16 protein-coding genes are annotated in these 17,441 nt (G+C 33.6%); 7 read left to right on the top strand and 9 right to left on the bottom strand.

Annotated elements, in window-relative coordinates; genetic code table 11:
* Positions 1–113 precede the first annotated feature (113 nt).
* The 3 genes from NQ499_RS05495 to NQ499_RS05485 all read left to right on the top strand — a co-directional run bounded on the left by NQ499_RS05495 (position 114) and on the right by NQ499_RS05485 (position 3,914).
* Positions 114–1,448, top strand: coding sequence for an MATE family efflux transporter (locus tag NQ499_RS05495; RefSeq protein ID WP_040389589.1), 1,335 nt, complete (start codon positions 114–116; stop codon positions 1,446–1,448).
* Positions 1,445–1,885 (top strand): TetR/AcrR family transcriptional regulator C-terminal domain-containing protein, encoded by a 441-nt coding sequence (locus tag NQ499_RS05490; RefSeq protein WP_006504603.1) that lies wholly within the window; start codon positions 1,445–1,447, stop codon positions 1,883–1,885. Before NQ499_RS05495 ends, NQ499_RS05490 begins: the two co-directional genes overlap by 4 nt.
* 235 nt (positions 1,886–2,120) lie before the next feature.
* Entirely contained in the window at positions 2,121–3,914 is a 1,794-nt protein-coding gene (locus NQ499_RS05485) for an oleate hydratase (RefSeq protein WP_006504604.1), read from the top strand.
* A gap of 77 nt (positions 3,915–3,991) precedes the next feature.
* Here the strand turns inward: NQ499_RS05485 and NQ499_RS05480 are convergent, their stop codons facing one another.
* From NQ499_RS05480 to pckA, 5 genes are all read right to left on the bottom strand, one after another.
* Positions 3,992–4,195, bottom strand: coding sequence for a hypothetical protein (locus NQ499_RS05480; protein WP_006504605.1), 204 nt, complete (start codon positions 4,193–4,195; stop codon positions 3,992–3,994).
* A gap of 206 nt (positions 4,196–4,401) precedes the next feature.
* Positions 4,402–5,124, bottom strand: coding sequence for a Type 1 glutamine amidotransferase-like domain-containing protein (locus NQ499_RS05475; RefSeq protein ID WP_006504606.1), 723 nt, complete (start codon positions 5,122–5,124; stop codon positions 4,402–4,404).
* A gap of 86 nt (positions 5,125–5,210) precedes the next feature.
* Positions 5,211–5,690 carry an S-ribosylhomocysteine lyase gene (locus tag NQ499_RS05470; protein ID WP_006504607.1) on the bottom strand — a complete coding sequence of 160 codons (480 nt, stop codon included), beginning with the start codon at positions 5,688–5,690 and terminating at the stop codon, positions 5,211–5,213.
* Between the two features lie 150 nt (positions 5,691–5,840).
* Positions 5,841–6,479 (bottom strand): 3'-5' exonuclease, encoded by a 639-nt coding sequence (locus NQ499_RS05465; protein WP_006504608.1) that lies wholly within the window; start codon positions 6,477–6,479, stop codon positions 5,841–5,843.
* A gap of 32 nt (positions 6,480–6,511) precedes the next feature.
* Positions 6,512–8,104 (bottom strand): phosphoenolpyruvate carboxykinase (ATP), encoded by a 1,593-nt coding sequence (pckA, locus tag NQ499_RS05460; RefSeq protein WP_040389590.1) that lies wholly within the window; start codon positions 8,102–8,104, stop codon positions 6,512–6,514.
* A 250-nt stretch (positions 8,105–8,354) separates the two neighbouring features.
* On the opposite strand from pckA, the gene NQ499_RS05455 reads away from it, so the two are divergent.
* Together NQ499_RS05455 and NQ499_RS05450 are read left to right on the top strand one after the other, a co-directional pair.
* Entirely contained in the window at positions 8,355–9,137 is a 783-nt protein-coding gene (locus NQ499_RS05455) for a zinc dependent phospholipase C family protein (protein WP_006504610.1), read from the top strand.
* A complete protein-coding gene (locus NQ499_RS05450) occupies positions 9,109–10,356 on the top strand; it encodes an MFS transporter (RefSeq protein WP_006504611.1) in 1,248 nt (415 codons plus the stop codon). The genes NQ499_RS05455 and NQ499_RS05450 overlap by 29 nt, the downstream gene beginning before the upstream one ends.
* 16 nt (positions 10,357–10,372) lie before the next feature.
* On the opposite strand, the gene NQ499_RS05445 is transcribed toward NQ499_RS05450, so the two are convergent.
* Entirely contained in the window at positions 10,373–11,422 is a 1,050-nt protein-coding gene (locus tag NQ499_RS05445) for an AraC family transcriptional regulator (RefSeq protein WP_006504612.1), read from the bottom strand.
* A gap of 138 nt (positions 11,423–11,560) precedes the next feature.
* Between NQ499_RS05445 and NQ499_RS05440 the strand changes: the two genes are divergently transcribed.
* Both NQ499_RS05440 and NQ499_RS05435 read left to right on the top strand, forming a co-directional pair.
* Positions 11,561–13,414 (top strand): beta-glucoside-specific PTS transporter subunit IIABC, encoded by a 1,854-nt coding sequence (locus NQ499_RS05440; RefSeq protein WP_006504613.1) that lies wholly within the window; start codon positions 11,561–11,563, stop codon positions 13,412–13,414.
* 2 nt (positions 13,415–13,416) lie between these two features.
* Positions 13,417–14,829, top strand: a complete 1,413-nt coding sequence (locus tag NQ499_RS05435) for a DUF1593 domain-containing protein (protein ID WP_006504614.1) — start codon at positions 13,417–13,419, stop codon at positions 14,827–14,829.
* Positions 14,830–14,865: 36 nt separating this feature from the next.
* Here NQ499_RS05435 and NQ499_RS05430 read toward each other — a convergent pair whose 3' ends face one another.
* The 3 genes from NQ499_RS05430 to NQ499_RS05420 all read right to left on the bottom strand — a co-directional run bounded on the left by NQ499_RS05430 (position 14,866) and on the right by NQ499_RS05420 (position 16,917).
* Positions 14,866–15,120, bottom strand: a complete 255-nt coding sequence (locus tag NQ499_RS05430; RefSeq protein ID WP_006504615.1) for a DUF4177 domain-containing protein — start codon at positions 15,118–15,120, stop codon at positions 14,866–14,868.
* 76 nt (positions 15,121–15,196) lie between these two features.
* Entirely contained in the window at positions 15,197–15,721 is a 525-nt protein-coding gene (locus tag NQ499_RS05425; RefSeq protein WP_006504616.1) for a hypothetical protein, read from the bottom strand.
* Between the two features lie 92 nt (positions 15,722–15,813).
* Entirely contained in the window at positions 15,814–16,917 is a 1,104-nt protein-coding gene (locus NQ499_RS05420; RefSeq protein WP_040389591.1) for a 5-methyltetrahydropteroyltriglutamate--homocysteine S-methyltransferase, read from the bottom strand.
* Positions 16,918–17,441 lie beyond the last annotated feature (524 nt).

Genomic DNA, 17,441 nt, shown 5'->3' with positions numbered 1-17,441 from the left:
AATGTCTATGTACAAAACCTTTTGGTTGTGGATTTTTGTCAGATTCTGTCTTATTTTCGCCACACAGCGTTTTTTTACGTTGTGTGGCTTTTTGTATGTTTAGGAGGAAAATTATGAATCAAGATTATATGAAAACAAAACCTATACTGCCATTAGTACTCTCTATGAGCTTACCAATGGTATTATCCATGCTTGTCAATTCTCTCTACAATATCGTCGATAGCTTCTTTGTGGCTCGTATTAGCGAGAATGCGATGAATGCCTTATCTTTAGTATTCCCTATCCAAAACTTAATTACTGCGATTGCTGTAGGGTTTGGTGTGGGCATGAATGCTGTGATTGCATTCTATCTAGGTACAGAGGATCATAAGAAAGCTGAAGATTCTATGGCACAGGGATTATTACTTTCTGCAATCCATGGGCTAATCTTAATGATTGTCTGTGTTGTGTTTATTCCTAACTTCTTAAAATTCTTTACAAATGATCCTGTTGTATTAAAGGATGGGATATTATATGGACGTATTGCCTTCTCATTCTCTTTTGTGATTCAGGTAGGTATTGCCTTTGAAAAGATTTATCAGTCTTTAGGACGTATGGCTCTCACTATGAAGATTATGATTATAGGATGCGTAACAAATATTATTCTTGATCCTATTTTAATATTTGGTTTAGGCCCTATTCCTGCAATGGGTATTGCGGGAGCTGCGATTGCGACTGGTATTGGTCAGACAGTTCCTTTTATTCTATATCTATATTATTATAAGGTTGATTTACCACTACGTATTCATAAGGAAGCTTTAGAAAGTACTCAATATTATAAGAAGTTATATGGTATTGGTATTCCTGCCACTCTTAATATTGCCTTACCTTCTGTTCTTATTTCTGTCTTAAATGCGATTCTAGTAAGCTATTCAGCTATCTATGTCGTAGTACTAGGTATCTATTATAAGCTTCAGACATTTGTCTTTATGCCATCTAATGGAATCATCCAGGGTATTAGACCACTTGTTGGATATAACTATGGGGCTAAAGAATATAATCGTGTCAATAAGATCTATAAGCTCACTCTTGGTTTAAGTTTAATTATTATGATTGCAGGAACTCTTCTTTGTTTTGTATTCCCAAAAGAAATCATGGGACTCTTTACTACAAATGAAGAAACACTTAACGCAGGTGTGACCGCCTTACGTATTATTAGTATTTCCTTTGTCTTCTCTTCACTCTCGCTTACTTCAGGAGGAGTACTCGAAGGACTTGGTATGGGTATTCCATCTTTAATTATCTCTTTATGTCGTTATGTAGTCATTATTCTTCCATGCGCTTATATTCTTTCTTCACTACTTGGACCAACTGGCGTATGGCATGCTTTCTGGATTACAGAAGTGTTCACTGCAGTTATTTCTCTACTTATATATAAGAAGAAAAAGAAGGATTCATTTAACTTATGAGTGAAATCACAAAACATGCATTAGAGGATTCATTGAAGGTATTACTCTTAAGAAAACCTTTTAATAAGATTACGATTGGTGATCTCACAAAGGAATGTGGTATTAACCGTATGACATTCTATTATCACTTTACTGATATGCATCATCTTCTTTCATGGATCATCTTAGATGAAATACATCAATTACTCTTAAATACAAATATCTACCCTGAAGGATGTATTCGTCTTCTCTATAAGATGAAAGAAGACCAGATCTATATTATGAATGTATATCATTCCTTACATCAAGAAGAGTTTCAAAGCTATTTATCTCCAATGATTCAAGGAATACTTAAAATCAAGATAGAGGAAGAAGGCAGTATGATTATTCAAGAATCAGATAAAGAATTTATTGCCCACTTCTATTCTTATTGTATTGTAGGATTGTTGATAGATTGATTGAATGATGATATGAGAGAAAATCCTGAAAGATTATTTGATAAGATGGATGAGATTATGCATGGATGTATTACAAGGGCGTTGAAAAGATTTGAAATTCATCAAAACTAGTATTTTGATTAAAATTTTTACACTCATTAAGTCATGATAAGACATTTATCATGATTTTTTGTTTGTCTAAACAAATGTCTTCAAACTTGATTTATACTAGAGTCATATCAAGGAGGTAACTATTATGTATTATTCATCAGGAACTTATGAAGCATTTGCACACCCAGAAAAACCAGAGGGTGTAGAAAAGAAATCAGCTTATATTATTGGAACAGGCTTAGCAGGTTTAACTGCTGCCTTCTATCTTGTAAGAGATGGGCAGATGCCTGGAAATCATATTCATTTATTAGAAAAGCTAGAACTTGCAGGTGGAAGCTGTGATGGTTATAAAGATGTTCATAAAGGCTTCTATATGCGTGGAGGACGTGAAATGGATAACCACTTTGAAATCATGTGGGATGTATTCCGTGATGTGCCTTCTATTGAAACACCTAACGTATCTGTATTAGATGAATACTATTGGCTCAATAAGCATGACCCTAACTATTCTTTATGTCGTGCAACAGTGAATAAAGCGGAAGATGCGCATACTGATAAGCTATTTAAATTAGATAAAGATAGCGCAATGGCATTGTCCCAGCTCTTTATTACACCTGAAGTTAATCTAGAAGATAAGAAGATTTCAGATGTATTACCAGAATCATTCTGGGAGACTAATTTCTGGCTATATTGGCAGACTATGTTCGCCTTCCAGAAATGGTCTAGTGCATTAGAAATGAAGCGTTATTTATGTCGTTATGTGCATCATATTGATGGTTTACCAGACTTCAGTGCTTTAAGATTTACTAAGTATAATCAGTATGAAAGTATGATCTTACCTTTAATTGAATATCTAAAGAAGCATGATGTAGATGTTCAGTTTGGTATGGATGTTAAGAATGTGGTTATTGAAGAAGTTGATGGCAAGAAGACAGCTAAACAACTTATTTATATAAAAGATAATGAAGAACATTCTATTCCTTTAACTGCAGATGATTTAGTCTTTATTACTAATGGATGTTGTACTGATACATCAAGTTACGGTGATCAGACTCATGCCCCTGATTTATCTCATATTGTGAATGGTCAGGGTGAATCATGGGATTTATGGAAGAATATTGCGAAACAGGCAAATCATGATGAATATGGACATCCTGATGTGTTCTGCAGTGATACAGAAGCGACTAACTGGATGAGTGCCACTGTAGAAACATCTAATGAAGATATTATTCAGCATATTATGAATATCTGTAAACGTGATCCTCGTGCTGGTAAAGTGACTACTGGTGGTATTGTGACTGTTAAGGATAGTGTAAACAATTGGTTCTTATCATGGACTATTAACCGTCAGCCACAGTTTAGATCTCAGAATAAAGATACAGTACTTGTATGGCTCTATGCTCTTCATACTGATACAGAAGGTAACTATATTAAGAAAGCTATGAGAGATTGTACAGGTGAAGAAATCTGTCAGGAATGGCTTTACCATATTGGTATGGATGAAAGCAAGATCAAAGACTATTCAGAAAATGCATGTAATACAACAACATGCTTTATGCCTTATATCAATGCCTTCTTCCAGCCTAGAAAGAACGTAGACCGTCCTAAAGTTGTACCAGAAGGTGCAGTGAACTTCGCATTTATTGGACAGTTCGCAGAAACACCAAGAGATACTATCTTTACGACTGAATATTCTATGCGTACAGGTATGGAAAGTGTCTATACATTACTGAATGTCGATCGTGGTGTACCTGAAGTATGGGGTTCTCAATATGATATCAGAGAATTATTACGAGCAGCTTATTATGCAGTAGATAAAAAGAAGATTAATGAGTTGCCATTAAACTTCAAGGAAAAGATGCTTTTAAAGACTGTATTGAAGAATGTAAAAGGTACAGATCTAGAACTCTTATTAAGAGATACAGGATTAATAGATTAACGAGCAAGCTGGTTATCCAGCTTGTTTTCTTTTACAAAAAAACAGTCAATCATAAACGAAAGACTGATTACTATTTTTTATGTGTTCAACTGATAATCCTTACGAATATTGTCGAAAGCTGTTTTTGCATCTTTTGTACGTCCAGCCTGTACATCAGCATATCCATTTTCTAATTCTTCATTCAACTCTTCTTCTAAGAATACACTCATATCAACTATTCTCTTAGAAGACTTTACTTTAGATTCAATTCTTGCATATAGATGAGTGGACATTGCAGTCATATAGAACACCCTCTTTTATATTTTCATCACTTATATTATATACATTCAATCGCAAATATATGCAAAAAAGACGCTTCGCATTGAAACGTCCTTCTTGTTTACAATTATGTTTTAAGGGGAGAGTTAAAAACAATTTTCTTTTGCTCTTGTGTATTAAGATATTTTTTTAAGGGAGTTTCTTAATACATTTATAATATAGCCCCTCTTTATGAATCCAATGTGAACATACAATCTTTTTCTTGTATAAGTGATTGTTTTCCTTTTTCTATTTTATAAGATAACCCATAAATGACTTCTTTTCCCTCATGTATATGAATAAAACTACCATCCACCAGTACTATAAATGTTCTTTTGGTACTATCAGGATAGGCAATATCCTTGAATATATGAACACCATCCAAACAATCATCATGTATTTCATTATAGTGAGGAATGATCATTGTTTGGGTGAGTTCTAATCCTGGAAGATATCTTTGATACTTCTTATCAAGATATTCTCCTGGAAGTTCAGGCATGGCGTATACAGTCTTTGCACAGTTCATAGAACCTGCACTGACACCTACTATCACACCTTCATACTCCTTTAAATACTTCTTTAAGTGGATTTCTCTAAAAAACTTGTTTTGAGTAGGCACATGCCCTCCTCCAAGTATGATAAGATCTGATTCTTTCACGAGTTCTTCTGTCTTCTCTTTGTTTCGATCATCCAGAATAGTAAATGTATCTACTAAGAAATGACTATTCATCAAGGCTTTCTTTTGGTAGTTTCCCCATTCATCATTATGAATCGTATTGCTTGGATCAGAGGCAATATAAAGACAACGAATATGATGTGGAAGGACATCAAAAAGAAGAGAACGGAAACCATTCTCTTCATTAATATATTGACCATTTAATGTTAAGTTTGAGCTTGTCAGAAATAAATGCATAATAATACCTCTCTTTACTAGTATACATACAAGTAAGTAATTAATCAATATATGTACGTACAGGTAAAAAGACTTCCAAGGAAGTCTTAGTCTGGATATACTAAATGTTCTTCTGTGATATTCTTAAGAGTGTTATCTAAGAATCTTTTAGCAACAATCTTAGTAAGAGGTAAGTTCATATCTAAATAGTTACCACAATCTCTTGCTGCAGCACCTGGAACATCACCTTCAAATTCAGCCATGAAAGTAAACATTTCAGTCACTAATCCTACAACATCCTTAGATTCTAGATCTCCTGCAAGAATCATATAGAATCCTGTACGACATCCCATAGGACCAAAGTAAATAACTTTTTCAGCCCATTCCTTATGATTTCTTAAAAATGTAGCACCTAAATGTTCCATTGTATGGATTTCAGCTGTATTAATAACAGGTTCTCTGTTAGGTGCTGTCATACGAATATCAAAAGTAGTAATAACTTCTTCTCCTACCTTATCTTTTCTAGATACATAAATACCTGGTAATAAAGTTAAATGATTCACTGTAAAGCTTGCGATTTTGTTCATGTTAGTTCTTTTCCTTTCTATCTATATATATAACAATTATATACAATATTAACAGTTGAAGTCACTTTTTCAAGCCTTTTAATCTCAATATATCAATTCTCTTATCAAGTGCAATTCTTGCTTCAGAAATACTCATTGTAGGTTGTCCACTTAATCTTTCTTATTCTTTCTTTTCTTACGATAATTCTCTATTGTCCCAAAGTTATTAAAGATATCTTCCATCATCATTTCATATACATCATGCGTGATTTCACAATCATTCACTGCACGATGTGCATGAGAATAATCAATATGATAATGATCTGCAAGATCCTTGAGTCTATAGCGTTTCAAATCTTCATGTAACAGTTTTCTTGCAATCTTCAATGTATCAATATAATCATTTTGAAAGAGGACTCCATAATCTCTTAGAAGTGCATCATAGATGAAACGAATATCAAAGCGGACATTATGACCAATGATCACATCATTTCCTATGAACTTAATATACTCTCTAAGGACATCTTTTTCTCCTCTTGCATCATGTAACATACGATTCGAAATGCCAGTGAGATTCTCAATGAAATCACTTATATAGATAGTCTTATCCTTATCTAGTAAGTCTACAGGTAATTGATCCCTTAAAGGGTTAATGAGTTCACTAAAGCGCGCCACTTCTTTATGATTGATATACTTAATAGCTGCGACTTCTATAAGTCTTTCTGTTTCAGGATTTAATCCTGTTGCTTCTATGTCTACCACAATATAAGTATCTGGATATTCTATTTTACTTCTACCTATTTCTCTCATAAAACCTCCAAAAAAGCCACATGTTGTGGCTTTTATTTCTTAGGATGTGGTCCTGCATTTTTAATATTTTCTGGCATATGTGGATACTTAGTATTGAAGTTTGCTTCAAACATCATAGCAAGTTCATTAGCCATATCTTCATAAGCTTCCTTATTAGCCCATGTATCCTTAGGGTTTAATACATATTCTGGGACTCCAGGACATGATTGAGGGACATGAAGATTAAAGCGTGAATCATAATAATAGATGACATTATCTAATGATCCATTGACTGCTGCAGTGACCATAGCACGTGTATATGATAGTTTCATACGTGAACCAATACCATAAGGTCCACCATTCCATCCAGTGTTCACTAAATAAACCTTAGTACCATAGGCTTCTAGACGTGAACCAAGTAACTGTGCATAGATACCTGGATCTAAAGGCATGAATGGTTCTCCAAATAGTGTAGAGAATGTAGGCAGTGGTTCGCTGATACCTCTTTCTGTACCTGCGACTTTAGATGTAAATCCAGTAACGAATTGATACATAGCCGCATCATGATCAAGTCTAGAGATTGGTGGTAATACACCAAAGGCATCTGCAGTTAAGAAAATAACGACTTTAGGTACTCCACCTACTCCTGGAATCTGGGCATTTTGAATATATTCAATAGGATAACCGACACGTGTATTTTCTGTAAGTGTACCATCATCATAATCTGGCTGTCTAGTCTTTGCATCTACAACTACGTTTTCTAGTTCTGAACCAAAACGGATGGCACGATAGATATCAGGTTCTCCTGTAGGAGATAAGTTAATTGTCTTTGCATAACATCCACCTTCAAAGTTGAAGATACCTTCTTCACTCCAGCCATGTTCATCATCACCAATCAACATTCTATTAGGGTCTGTAGAAAGTGTTGTTTTACCTGTACCTGATAAACCAAAGAAGATGGCTGTTTCTCCAGTACGAGGATCCATATTAGCCGAACAATGCATAGGGAGAATGTTTTCCTGCAAAGGCATGCAATAGTTCATGATTGTGAAGACTGATTTCTTGATTTCTCCTGAATATTGTGAACCTACAATAATAACTGTATGTTCTGTAAAGTTAATAATAATAGCTGCTTCCGAGTTAGTATGATCTACTTCAGAAACGCAATGGAATCCTGGAGCAACAAGGATAGTATAATCAGTCAGACCAAAATTATCTAATTCTTCTTTTGTAGGCCTAATCAATAATTGATGGATAAATAGGTTCTGACATGCAAGTTCATTGATGACTGTGAATTTACGACGATATTTCTTATCAGCTCCAGCAAAGCCTTTAAATACGAATAATTCTTTGTCACTCATATAGTTAAGTACTTTTTCCTTTAATGCATTGTAGTGTTCTACACTCATGGCTACATTGACATCACCCCAGGCAATCTGTTCATGTACCTCTGGTGTATCTACAATAAATTTATCATGTGGTGAACGACCAGTATATTTTCCTGTTTTTACAACTAACGCACCCTGGTCAGTTAATAATCCTTCTTTACGCTTTAAAGCGTATTCTACTAATTTAGCAGGACATAAATTATAATGTGCTTTTCCTGTATAGTTTTTAATTCCTGCATATTCGAGTGTCTTTTCCATAAAGTAACCCCTTTCATTTTGTCTGTATAACACATTATAGCATAAAATTAATTTTTTTAACATACTCTATTTCCTAACAGTTATTGTCATTTGCATAAATTCTATATTTATTTTTTTGAAATGTTTGAAACTTTTTCCAAAATTAGGGGTTTAATGTATAATAAAGATACACAATCTTAACACAAACGTAATCTTTTTTTGCTTTATGTTAAGAAATGATTGCTTATAATAAATTTCAGGAGGTTTTTTTATGCCAGCAGGTTATACACATTATATTTTTGGTGAACAGGTTTTAGATCAACTTGATGAAAACATCAAGAAAAGAATCATGCCATACATTGATTTGTATCATATTGGGATTCATGGTCCAGATATTCTTTTTTATTATGATGTCTATAAAAAGAATCCCGTTAAATCATTAGGGTTTGGAATGCATCAGCTTCCTGCCAACTCTTTCTTTAAACATGCAAAAGAGCTTATTAAACAGGATGCCACAGATGCAACGCTCGCTTATACTATTGGATTTATTACTCACTTTACACTGGATAGTTCTTTACATCCTGAAATTGGTGTATTAGAGAATACATTATCTATGACTCATAGCTTACTAGAATCTGAACTAGATAGAGAATTACTTGTAAGAGTTGGAAGAGATCCTTTGACTGCCAATTTAACAACACATATTCATCCTGATTATACTATTGCGTTGGTCATTGCACCTTTCTTTGATTTAAAGGCTGAAGAAGTAGATAAAGCATTACATGACCTACTATTTATCTTAAAATGGCTTGTAGCTCCTACTCATCTAAAGAGAAACTTTGTCTTAAGTGTAATGAAGTTAGGTGGTATGTATGAAGAATATAAAGGATTACTTATTAACTATGAAAAAGATGAACATGCTGCCAGCGATATCAATCATTTAATAGAAATGAAGGATGAAGCAGTGCCTTTAGCCGTATCACTCATTAATGAGTATGTTGACCATCTTGATGATGATTACTTAAATGAAAGGTTTAATAGAAACTATGAATAAACTAACTAAACTAGAAAAATACTGGATCTTGTATGATGTCGGTAATAGCGCCTTTATCCTACTTGTTGCTACTATCATCCCGATTTACTTTAACTATCTTGCGTCTCTCGCAAAGATCAGTGAAGTCAACTATTTAGCTTATTGGGGATATGCATCTTCTTTCACAACTCTTATTGTTGCTATTATCGGACCAGTGCTTGGTTCTATTGTGGATACAAAGGGGTATAAGAAACCAATCTTTACGATTAGTATGATCATAGGTGTAATGGGCTTAGCCTGTTTTTCAGTTCCTAAGTCTTGGATTATATTCTTAGGAGTATTCGTTATTGCGAAGATTGGTTATAATGCAAGTCTTATTTTCTATGATTCCATGCTTCTAGATATTACAGATGACAAGCGTATGGACTATGTTTCATCTCAAGGATATGCATGGGGTTATATTGGAAGCTGTATCCCTTTTGTAGTCAGCTTAGTGTTTGTCTTATTCTATGAAAAGATGGGTATTCCATTTAACGGTGCTATGACAATCGCCTTCTTAATCAATGCATTATGGTGGTTGGGCATGACATTACCACTCTTAAAGAACTATAAACAGGTAAATTTCGTAGAGAAACAAGAACATCCTATTCGTGATAGTTTTAAACGTTTAGGACATACTCTTTCTACTTTAAATGAAGATAAGAAAGTATTCTTCTATTTGATTTCTTTCTTCTTCTATATCGATGGTGTTTATACAATCATTGAAATGGCCACTGCCTATGGCAGTGCCCTTGGACTTAATACAAATGGATTATTAATTGCCTTATTAGTGACTCAGATTGTTGCTTTCCCATTTGCGCTCATCTTTGGACGTTTATCTAAAAAATACTCAACAGATAAACTTATTAAAGTATGTATTATTGCCTATACCGGTATTGCCTTATTTGCGATTCAGTTAGATAAACAATGGGAATTCTGGATCTTAGCTATTTTTGTAGGCATGTTCCAGGGCGCTATCCAGGCTTTATCCCGTTCTTATTTTGCGAAGATTATTCCACCTCAGAAATCAGGTGAATACTTTGGTTTGTTTGATATCTGTGGTAAGGGTGCATCCTTCATGGGTACAACTCTTGTAGGGCTCATTTCACAGCTTACAGGACATATAAACTATGGCGTGGCAATGATTTCTGTCATGTTTGTGATTGGATTCTACTTCTTCCAGAAAGCGGCAAAATTATAAGAGGCATCCGCCTCTTTTATTTTGCCTGGAATTGTTTTCTATAGTCTGCAGGAAAACCACCAAAATAAGCATTAAACTTCTTATAGAAGTAGTTTAAATTAGAAAAACCATTTTCCTGTGCTATAAGGTAAATAGGTTTTTCAGTATTGATAAGTTCCTTTCCTACTTCTTCCATACGATAGTAGTTCACTAGTTTCTTGAAGGTATAGCCTGTTGCTTTTTGAATGGCACGTGAGAGATAATCAGGATTATAGCCGAACTTCTCTGCTGTTTCCATAAGAGTACAATCTCGATAATGTTGTTCTATGTATTGAATGATTTCTGTCATGTAGCTCTTATTATTTTCTTTAAATTGTTGTTCCATATTCATCTGATATCTTTGAGCCATTTTTATAAAAAGAAGTGAAAAATAGGAATCAAGAATAGAAATTGCAAATAAAGAAGGATCTAAATACTCGCACAAAATCATTTCTATAAGCCACACTACATAATCATGATCATCTTCTCTATTATTAAAAATAATATAATCATTGTGCTGTGCTTTTTGATCTATAATATTTGTCAGGAAAGTCACAATCGGGTTTACCGAAGAAAATTTACTAATAAATGAGTCACTAAAATAAGAGCGATCCATTTGAAAGTTGAAGATAATATCATTTTCTGTAGGCATTAAGACTGTATGCTTTGAATTAACATCTAAAAGAATCATATCCCCTGCATGAAGTATCACTTCTTTATCATTTACAATTGCATAACAATGTCCAGAATAGACATATTTCATTTCTACATAGCTTCTTGTATGTAGTGGCACAAATGAATATCTTGTCTGTTTTGAACAATAAATCGGAAAAGCAAGAACTTCATCTGTAATTATCTGCTCATCATAAAATAAAGTATGTTTTTCTTTTGTGGTTTGATATCTATCAATTGTGAATTGAACTATTTTTTCATCGTCTTTATTAATATGCTTTTCAATGTAGTCATCTGAATGATTCGGGTGACTTTTATAATATTGTTCTTTTTTGGTTAGTGGAGTAATCCTACTTCTTAATTCTTCTATTTTCATTATTATCACCTATTCTAACTATAACATCGGTTTTTGACAGTCTGCAAGTGTGTTTATGATATTTTAATCGCTTTCATAAAACATTATGATAAGCATGTAAGTTAACTTAACAAATATCAATTTTGGAGGAAAATACAAATGGCAAAGGATTATACTTCTTTAGCTAAAAAGATTGTAGAAAATGTCGGTGGAGAAAATAATGTGATCTCACTTGTACATTGTGCAACAAGATTAAGATTTAAGCTTATTGATGAAAACAAAGTTAATATGGATGTTTTAAAACAGACTGAAGGTGTTATTACTGTAATGAAAGCAGGAGGACAGGTTCAGGTTGTTATTGGAAATAAGGTAGATACTGTCTATGATGCAGTACTTAGCTGTACAAATATTAATGCTGGTAACAGCAAAGAAATGGAAGATACAGGAAACAAAAACCTTCTTAATACTCTATTAGAGACAATTTCTGGTATCTTCTCACCAATGCTTGGTGTTATGTGTGGTGCCGGTATGTTGAAGGCATTACTTATTCTATGCACAACATTAAATATATTAACTACAGAAATGGGAACATATAAAATCCTTTATGCAGCTGCAGATAGTGTATTTAATTTTATGCCAATCATCTTAGGTTATACAGCTGCAAAAAAGTTTAAATGTAATCCATTTATTGCAATGTCTATTGCGATGTCACTTCTTTATCCAACTATGACTGCCGCATACTCAGAAGGTACGAAATTGACATTCCTTACAATACCAGTGACTCTTGTAAGCTATGCTTCTTCTGTCATGCCAATCATTATTTCTGTATATGTTCAAAGCAAATTAGAAAAACTATTAAAGAAGATTATTCCAGAAGTATGTAAGTTATTCTTAACACCATTATTAGAACTTTCCATTATGGTACCAGCTACATTCTTAGTCATTGGTCCAATCATGGATAAGTTTGGTAAATTACTTGCATCAGGTTATACAGCTATTATGGGATTCAACCCTATTATTGCTGGGGGATTTGTCGGTTTGATCTGGCCTGCAGCCGTTATCTTTGGACTTCATTGGGGCTTTGTACCTATCGTTATGAATAATATCGCAACTTACGGTAGAGATACATTATTTGTTATTACTGGACCTAACAACATGGCTCAGGCTGGTGCAGCACTTGGCGTATTCTTAAAAACTAAAGATAAGAAATTAAAAGAATTATCAGGTTCTGCGGCATTCTCTGCAGTTCTTGCAGGTATTACAGAACCAGCCATTTATGGTGTTACACTCCCTTATAAGAGACCATTCGCAATTGGTGCTGTATTCTCTGGAATTGCAGGTATGATTGTAGCATCTGCTGGTACTAGCTGCCCTACTTTACTTGGTACTTCTATTTTAAGTCTTCCAGGCTATATCGGTCCTGGTTTTGTAGGTTTTGTGATTGCCTGCACAATTGCTTATTTTGGTTCAGCTATTTGTACTTATTTATTTGGTTTTAATGATTCTATGCTTCCACAAAATAAAGTTGAAATAAAAGAAAAAAACACTTTAAAAGATGAAACAATCAGTTCTCCTGCCACTGGTGAGATGATTGCCTTAGAAGATGTGAATGATCCTATCTTCTCTTCAAAAGCGCTGGGTGAAGGTGTTGCCTTCAAATTAACCGATGGTCATATCTATTCTCCTGTTGATGGTGAAGTCATTATGGCTGCCAAGACTGGACATGCAATTGGATTAAAGTCTAATAATGGCGCTGAAGTACTTATTCATATTGGTATGGATACTGTTAATATGAATGGTAAAGGTTTTAATGTCTTAGTCAAAGAAGGGCAGAAAGTGAGTATTGGTGATTTACTTGTTGAAGCTGATCTAGAAGCTATCGAAAAAGCTGGTTATGATAATGTAACTCCTGTCATTATTACTAATACTACTGAATATAAAGAAATTGTTCCTGTATCTTATGGTGCTAAGACTGCAAAAGAAGAAATCATTGAAGTAAGGGCGGGTAAATAATTATGTTAAACCCTATTAGAACAATCATCACTCAGGATGCTGAAGTAGATGATCAGAACTCATTAAGACATATTCTCCTTTATACCAATGATATAGAAATACAGGGTATCGTACAGACATCATCCATCTTTCATTGGAAAGGACAACCAGGAAAAACTGGACCAAGCGATAAGGCTGATTATGATCAGCCTTATCGCTGGACTGGTGTAAAATGGATGCAGGACGTAATGGATGATTATGCTGTAGACTATAAACATCTTGTGACTCATGATGCCAACTACCCTTCTCCTGATCATTTAAGAAGTCTTATTAAAATTGGGAATATTGGATACCCAGGAGAAATGGATGCTTCTACACCAGGCTCAGAATTAATTAGAGAAAAAATATTAGATGATGATCCTAGACCACTTTATATTCAAGTTTGGGGTGGTACTAATACAATTGCCCGTGCTCTTCATGATATTGAGCAGGATTATAAAAATAATGAGAACTGGTTATCAATCAAAGAAAAAATAGAAAAGAAAGTTATTTTAACTGCCTGTGGTGAACAGGATAATACGTATCAGAACTATATTTCAGAAGTTTATCCAAACATTCAGTTTGTGAAATGTGTGATGATGAATAGTTATGGATACGGCTGGAATAATATGCCTGAAGGAAGCAGCAAAGAGACTCTTAGAGCTGATTTCATGAAAAAACATATTCTTAATAAAGGTGCTTTAATGAGTGGTTACGCTACCTGGGCTGATGATAAGTATTATGAAGGTGAAGAAAATAGATCACAATTTGGTTCAAACAAGAGTCTTCTTGTTGACTGGTGGGGAAAAAAATATGGTATGGGTACACATATTCCTTATGATTTCTTATCTGAAGGTGATTCCCCTACTTTCTTCTGTTTACTGCCATGGGGGTTAAGATGTCTTGAAGATTTCTCATATGGAGGATTGTCTGGAAGATATATAAAAGATGATACTAAGAAGAATTCTAAGGGAATTACTTTAAATTATTGGAATCCCGTAGAAGACCTCTATATTGATAAATATACAGAATCTATGTGGTATTATGTTTCTTCTATTCAAAGAGATCTTGCAGCAAGAGCTTCTTGGTGTATCACCGATGATAAAGAAGAAGCGCCTGTACTATCTATCCAGGAATCTCTTGACATGAAAGCTGATAAAGGTACAACTGTAGAACTTCATATAAATAAAGAAGAACATGTACTCTATAAAATAAAGTATTATAAAGATGCTTCTAGTTATAAAGGAAATGTTTCTGTTAGTTTAGATAATTCTATCAAGATTGAAATTCCTGATGATGTAAAAACAAATGATATCCTTCATATCATTATAGAAGCAACGAACGATTATAAGCACAAGATTTCACGATTCACACAAATTATTATCAAAATCAATTAAAAAATGAGCTGTAACATATGCGTTACAGCTCATTTTTTAGTCTATTCTTTCAAATACCATTGTTGCCTGAATCTTATCTCCTCCAAGGAATCCTTTTGATCCAGAAGATGAAGTAGAAATAGTATGTAACCTATATCCTTTTTCAGCCTGCTTATTGATTTCAGCCTGTAGATTCGTTAAGCTCTTTGTACCAGAGCCAGTACCTAAAAACTTTTCAGTAAGTATCACCTGCAATACAACATACTTATCTCTATTATCATGTGAAGCTTTACCTGCAACATCATCCCACATAAGAATACCTCCCTTCTATATCTCTATTATAGTAGAAATGATTCTTAAATGCGTTGAGTAAGCCTTTGACAGTGCCTTATTTAAGGTGTTTCTTTGATATTTTTACATTTTGTAACTGTAATAGATTCAATAAATGATCATAATTATCCGATAAAGCATCTATCTTAATCAATTTCTTTCCCATCTTATCATACAAGATCATTGCATCCTTCTTATCAATGATTATTTGTCCAATATCAGTGATACATAATACCTTCTTAACATGAAATATTCTATGTATCTCTAATTGAGAATCATCTACTTGTACACCCCATATAGATGCCCAGATCACACCATATAAGCCAATAGCCCCAAAGATAGAAGAAACATACAGATGTCCCATTTCTACTGTTTCATTGCCTTTCAGATAAAAATAACTAAATACAAGAAACATAATCAACTGTGACATACAGGTATACTTCAACACTGCTTGTGCTTTGACTCTATAATATGTAGTACTTATGTTCTCATCAATCGTTTTACTAGATAAATGAGATATCACTTCACCGATAACACCTAACACAATTGCAATAATTATGTATCTAATTATAGTTTCTATCATATCTGTTCACCTCTTATACATAAATTACATTGTATCAATTAATATACTACAAGACACAAAAGAATCCCCTAGGATTTCCTAGAGGACACTTATTAACCCCAGACTTCTTCTGCGATTTCTTTTACAAGTTTTAATTTAGCCCATTGTTCTTCTTCTGTCAGTTTATTACCAATCTCACATGATGCAAAACCACATTGTGGGCTCAAAGATAAACGTTCAAGAGGAATATACTTGCTTGCTTCCTTAATTCTCTGAATGATTTTTTCTTTATCTTCTAATTCTGGACGTTTAGTAGTAATTAATCCTAAGACAACTTTCTTATCACCTGATACTTTTGCAAGAGGCTTGAAACCTCCTGAACGTTCATCATCATATTCTAAGTAGTATGCATTCACATTTTCTTCACCAAATAATAAATCAGCCACACCATCATAAGCACCTGAACTAAAGAATGTAGAATGATAATTACCACGACATACATGTGTATTGATTTCTAAGTCCTTTGGACTTGCTGCAACAACTTCATTGTTAAGTTCTAATAATCTCTTTTTATAATCTTCTAATGCATCACCAGTACGTCCTGTAAGGCCACATGCAAGCTGTGGATTGACCATACCGCCCCATACACAATCATCAAACTGCAATACACGACATCCTGCATCATAAATTTCATGAACAAACTCAATATAAGCCTTGACTACATCAGAAGCAAAAGCCTCTTCACTTTCATAAATACTTAATGTATTTCTAAGTAACTGTGTTCCCGTAAAGTAAGCATAGAACTGTCCTGGTGAAGGAATAGTCTGTTTAGCAACTGTTTTTCCATCTTCAAACTGTTTTACAAATTTGAAATGATCTACGAAAGGATGATGATCACAGCTGATCTTTCCTGTGACATAAGTATCATCAATCATTGCTGCTTCACCATCAAATGTTGTATTACCTTCTATTGTCTTTTTATGTTCGACGCCATTAAGTCCCCACATAAAATCTAAATGCCATGTAGAACGTCTAAATTCTCCATCAGTGATTGTATGATAACCTAATTCTTTAATCTTAGTAATAAGTTCTGTAATACACTCATCTTCTACTTTTTTTAATTCTTCTGCATTAATTGTATTATTTTCAAAATCTCTTCTTGCCTTCTTAAGTCTCTCAGGTCTTAAGAAACTACCTACATAGTCATATCTATTCATTTTAATTGTCTCCTTTTTGCGTGAGTTCATTTTATCAAAGATAATCTGCAAGTAGAAATACATATAAATGTGTGTTCTTTATAGATTGAGGCTATGGATGCGATACATCAGCAATGTACTTGTATTCAAAAATAGAAAACATATTATAAGTGTTATAATTCCTTTTATACCTAGAGTATGCATAGAACTAACTAAAGGCATCATACGAACAATTGAATAAGCGACATTAAATTCTATTAATATGCATGTAGATTGTTTTCTAAATATATACTGTAATATAAGCAAAACAATCATTAATGGTAGTGAAGTTTTAATAACAGATAAAATTATTTCTTTATACATAGTAACCACTCCTTGTTTTCTATTATGACTACTAATTTTAAGAGAATTATGTGATTTATATTAGAAATGTAAATTGTATTGATTATTCCATCATAAAACCGATTATTAGGTTTTCTCATAGAAGAAATGAATTATATTTTATACACTTTTTTAAACTTTTTTCTTAAAAACCCTTGCAATTA

It is taken from the genome of Catenibacterium mitsuokai, from assembly GCF_025148785.1.
Taxonomy (GTDB): Bacteria; Bacillota_I; Bacilli_A; order Erysipelotrichales; family Coprobacillaceae; genus Catenibacterium; species Catenibacterium mitsuoka.
Note: the sequence above shows the minus strand (reverse complement) of the source record. Positions and strands in the feature narration are given on the sequence as shown.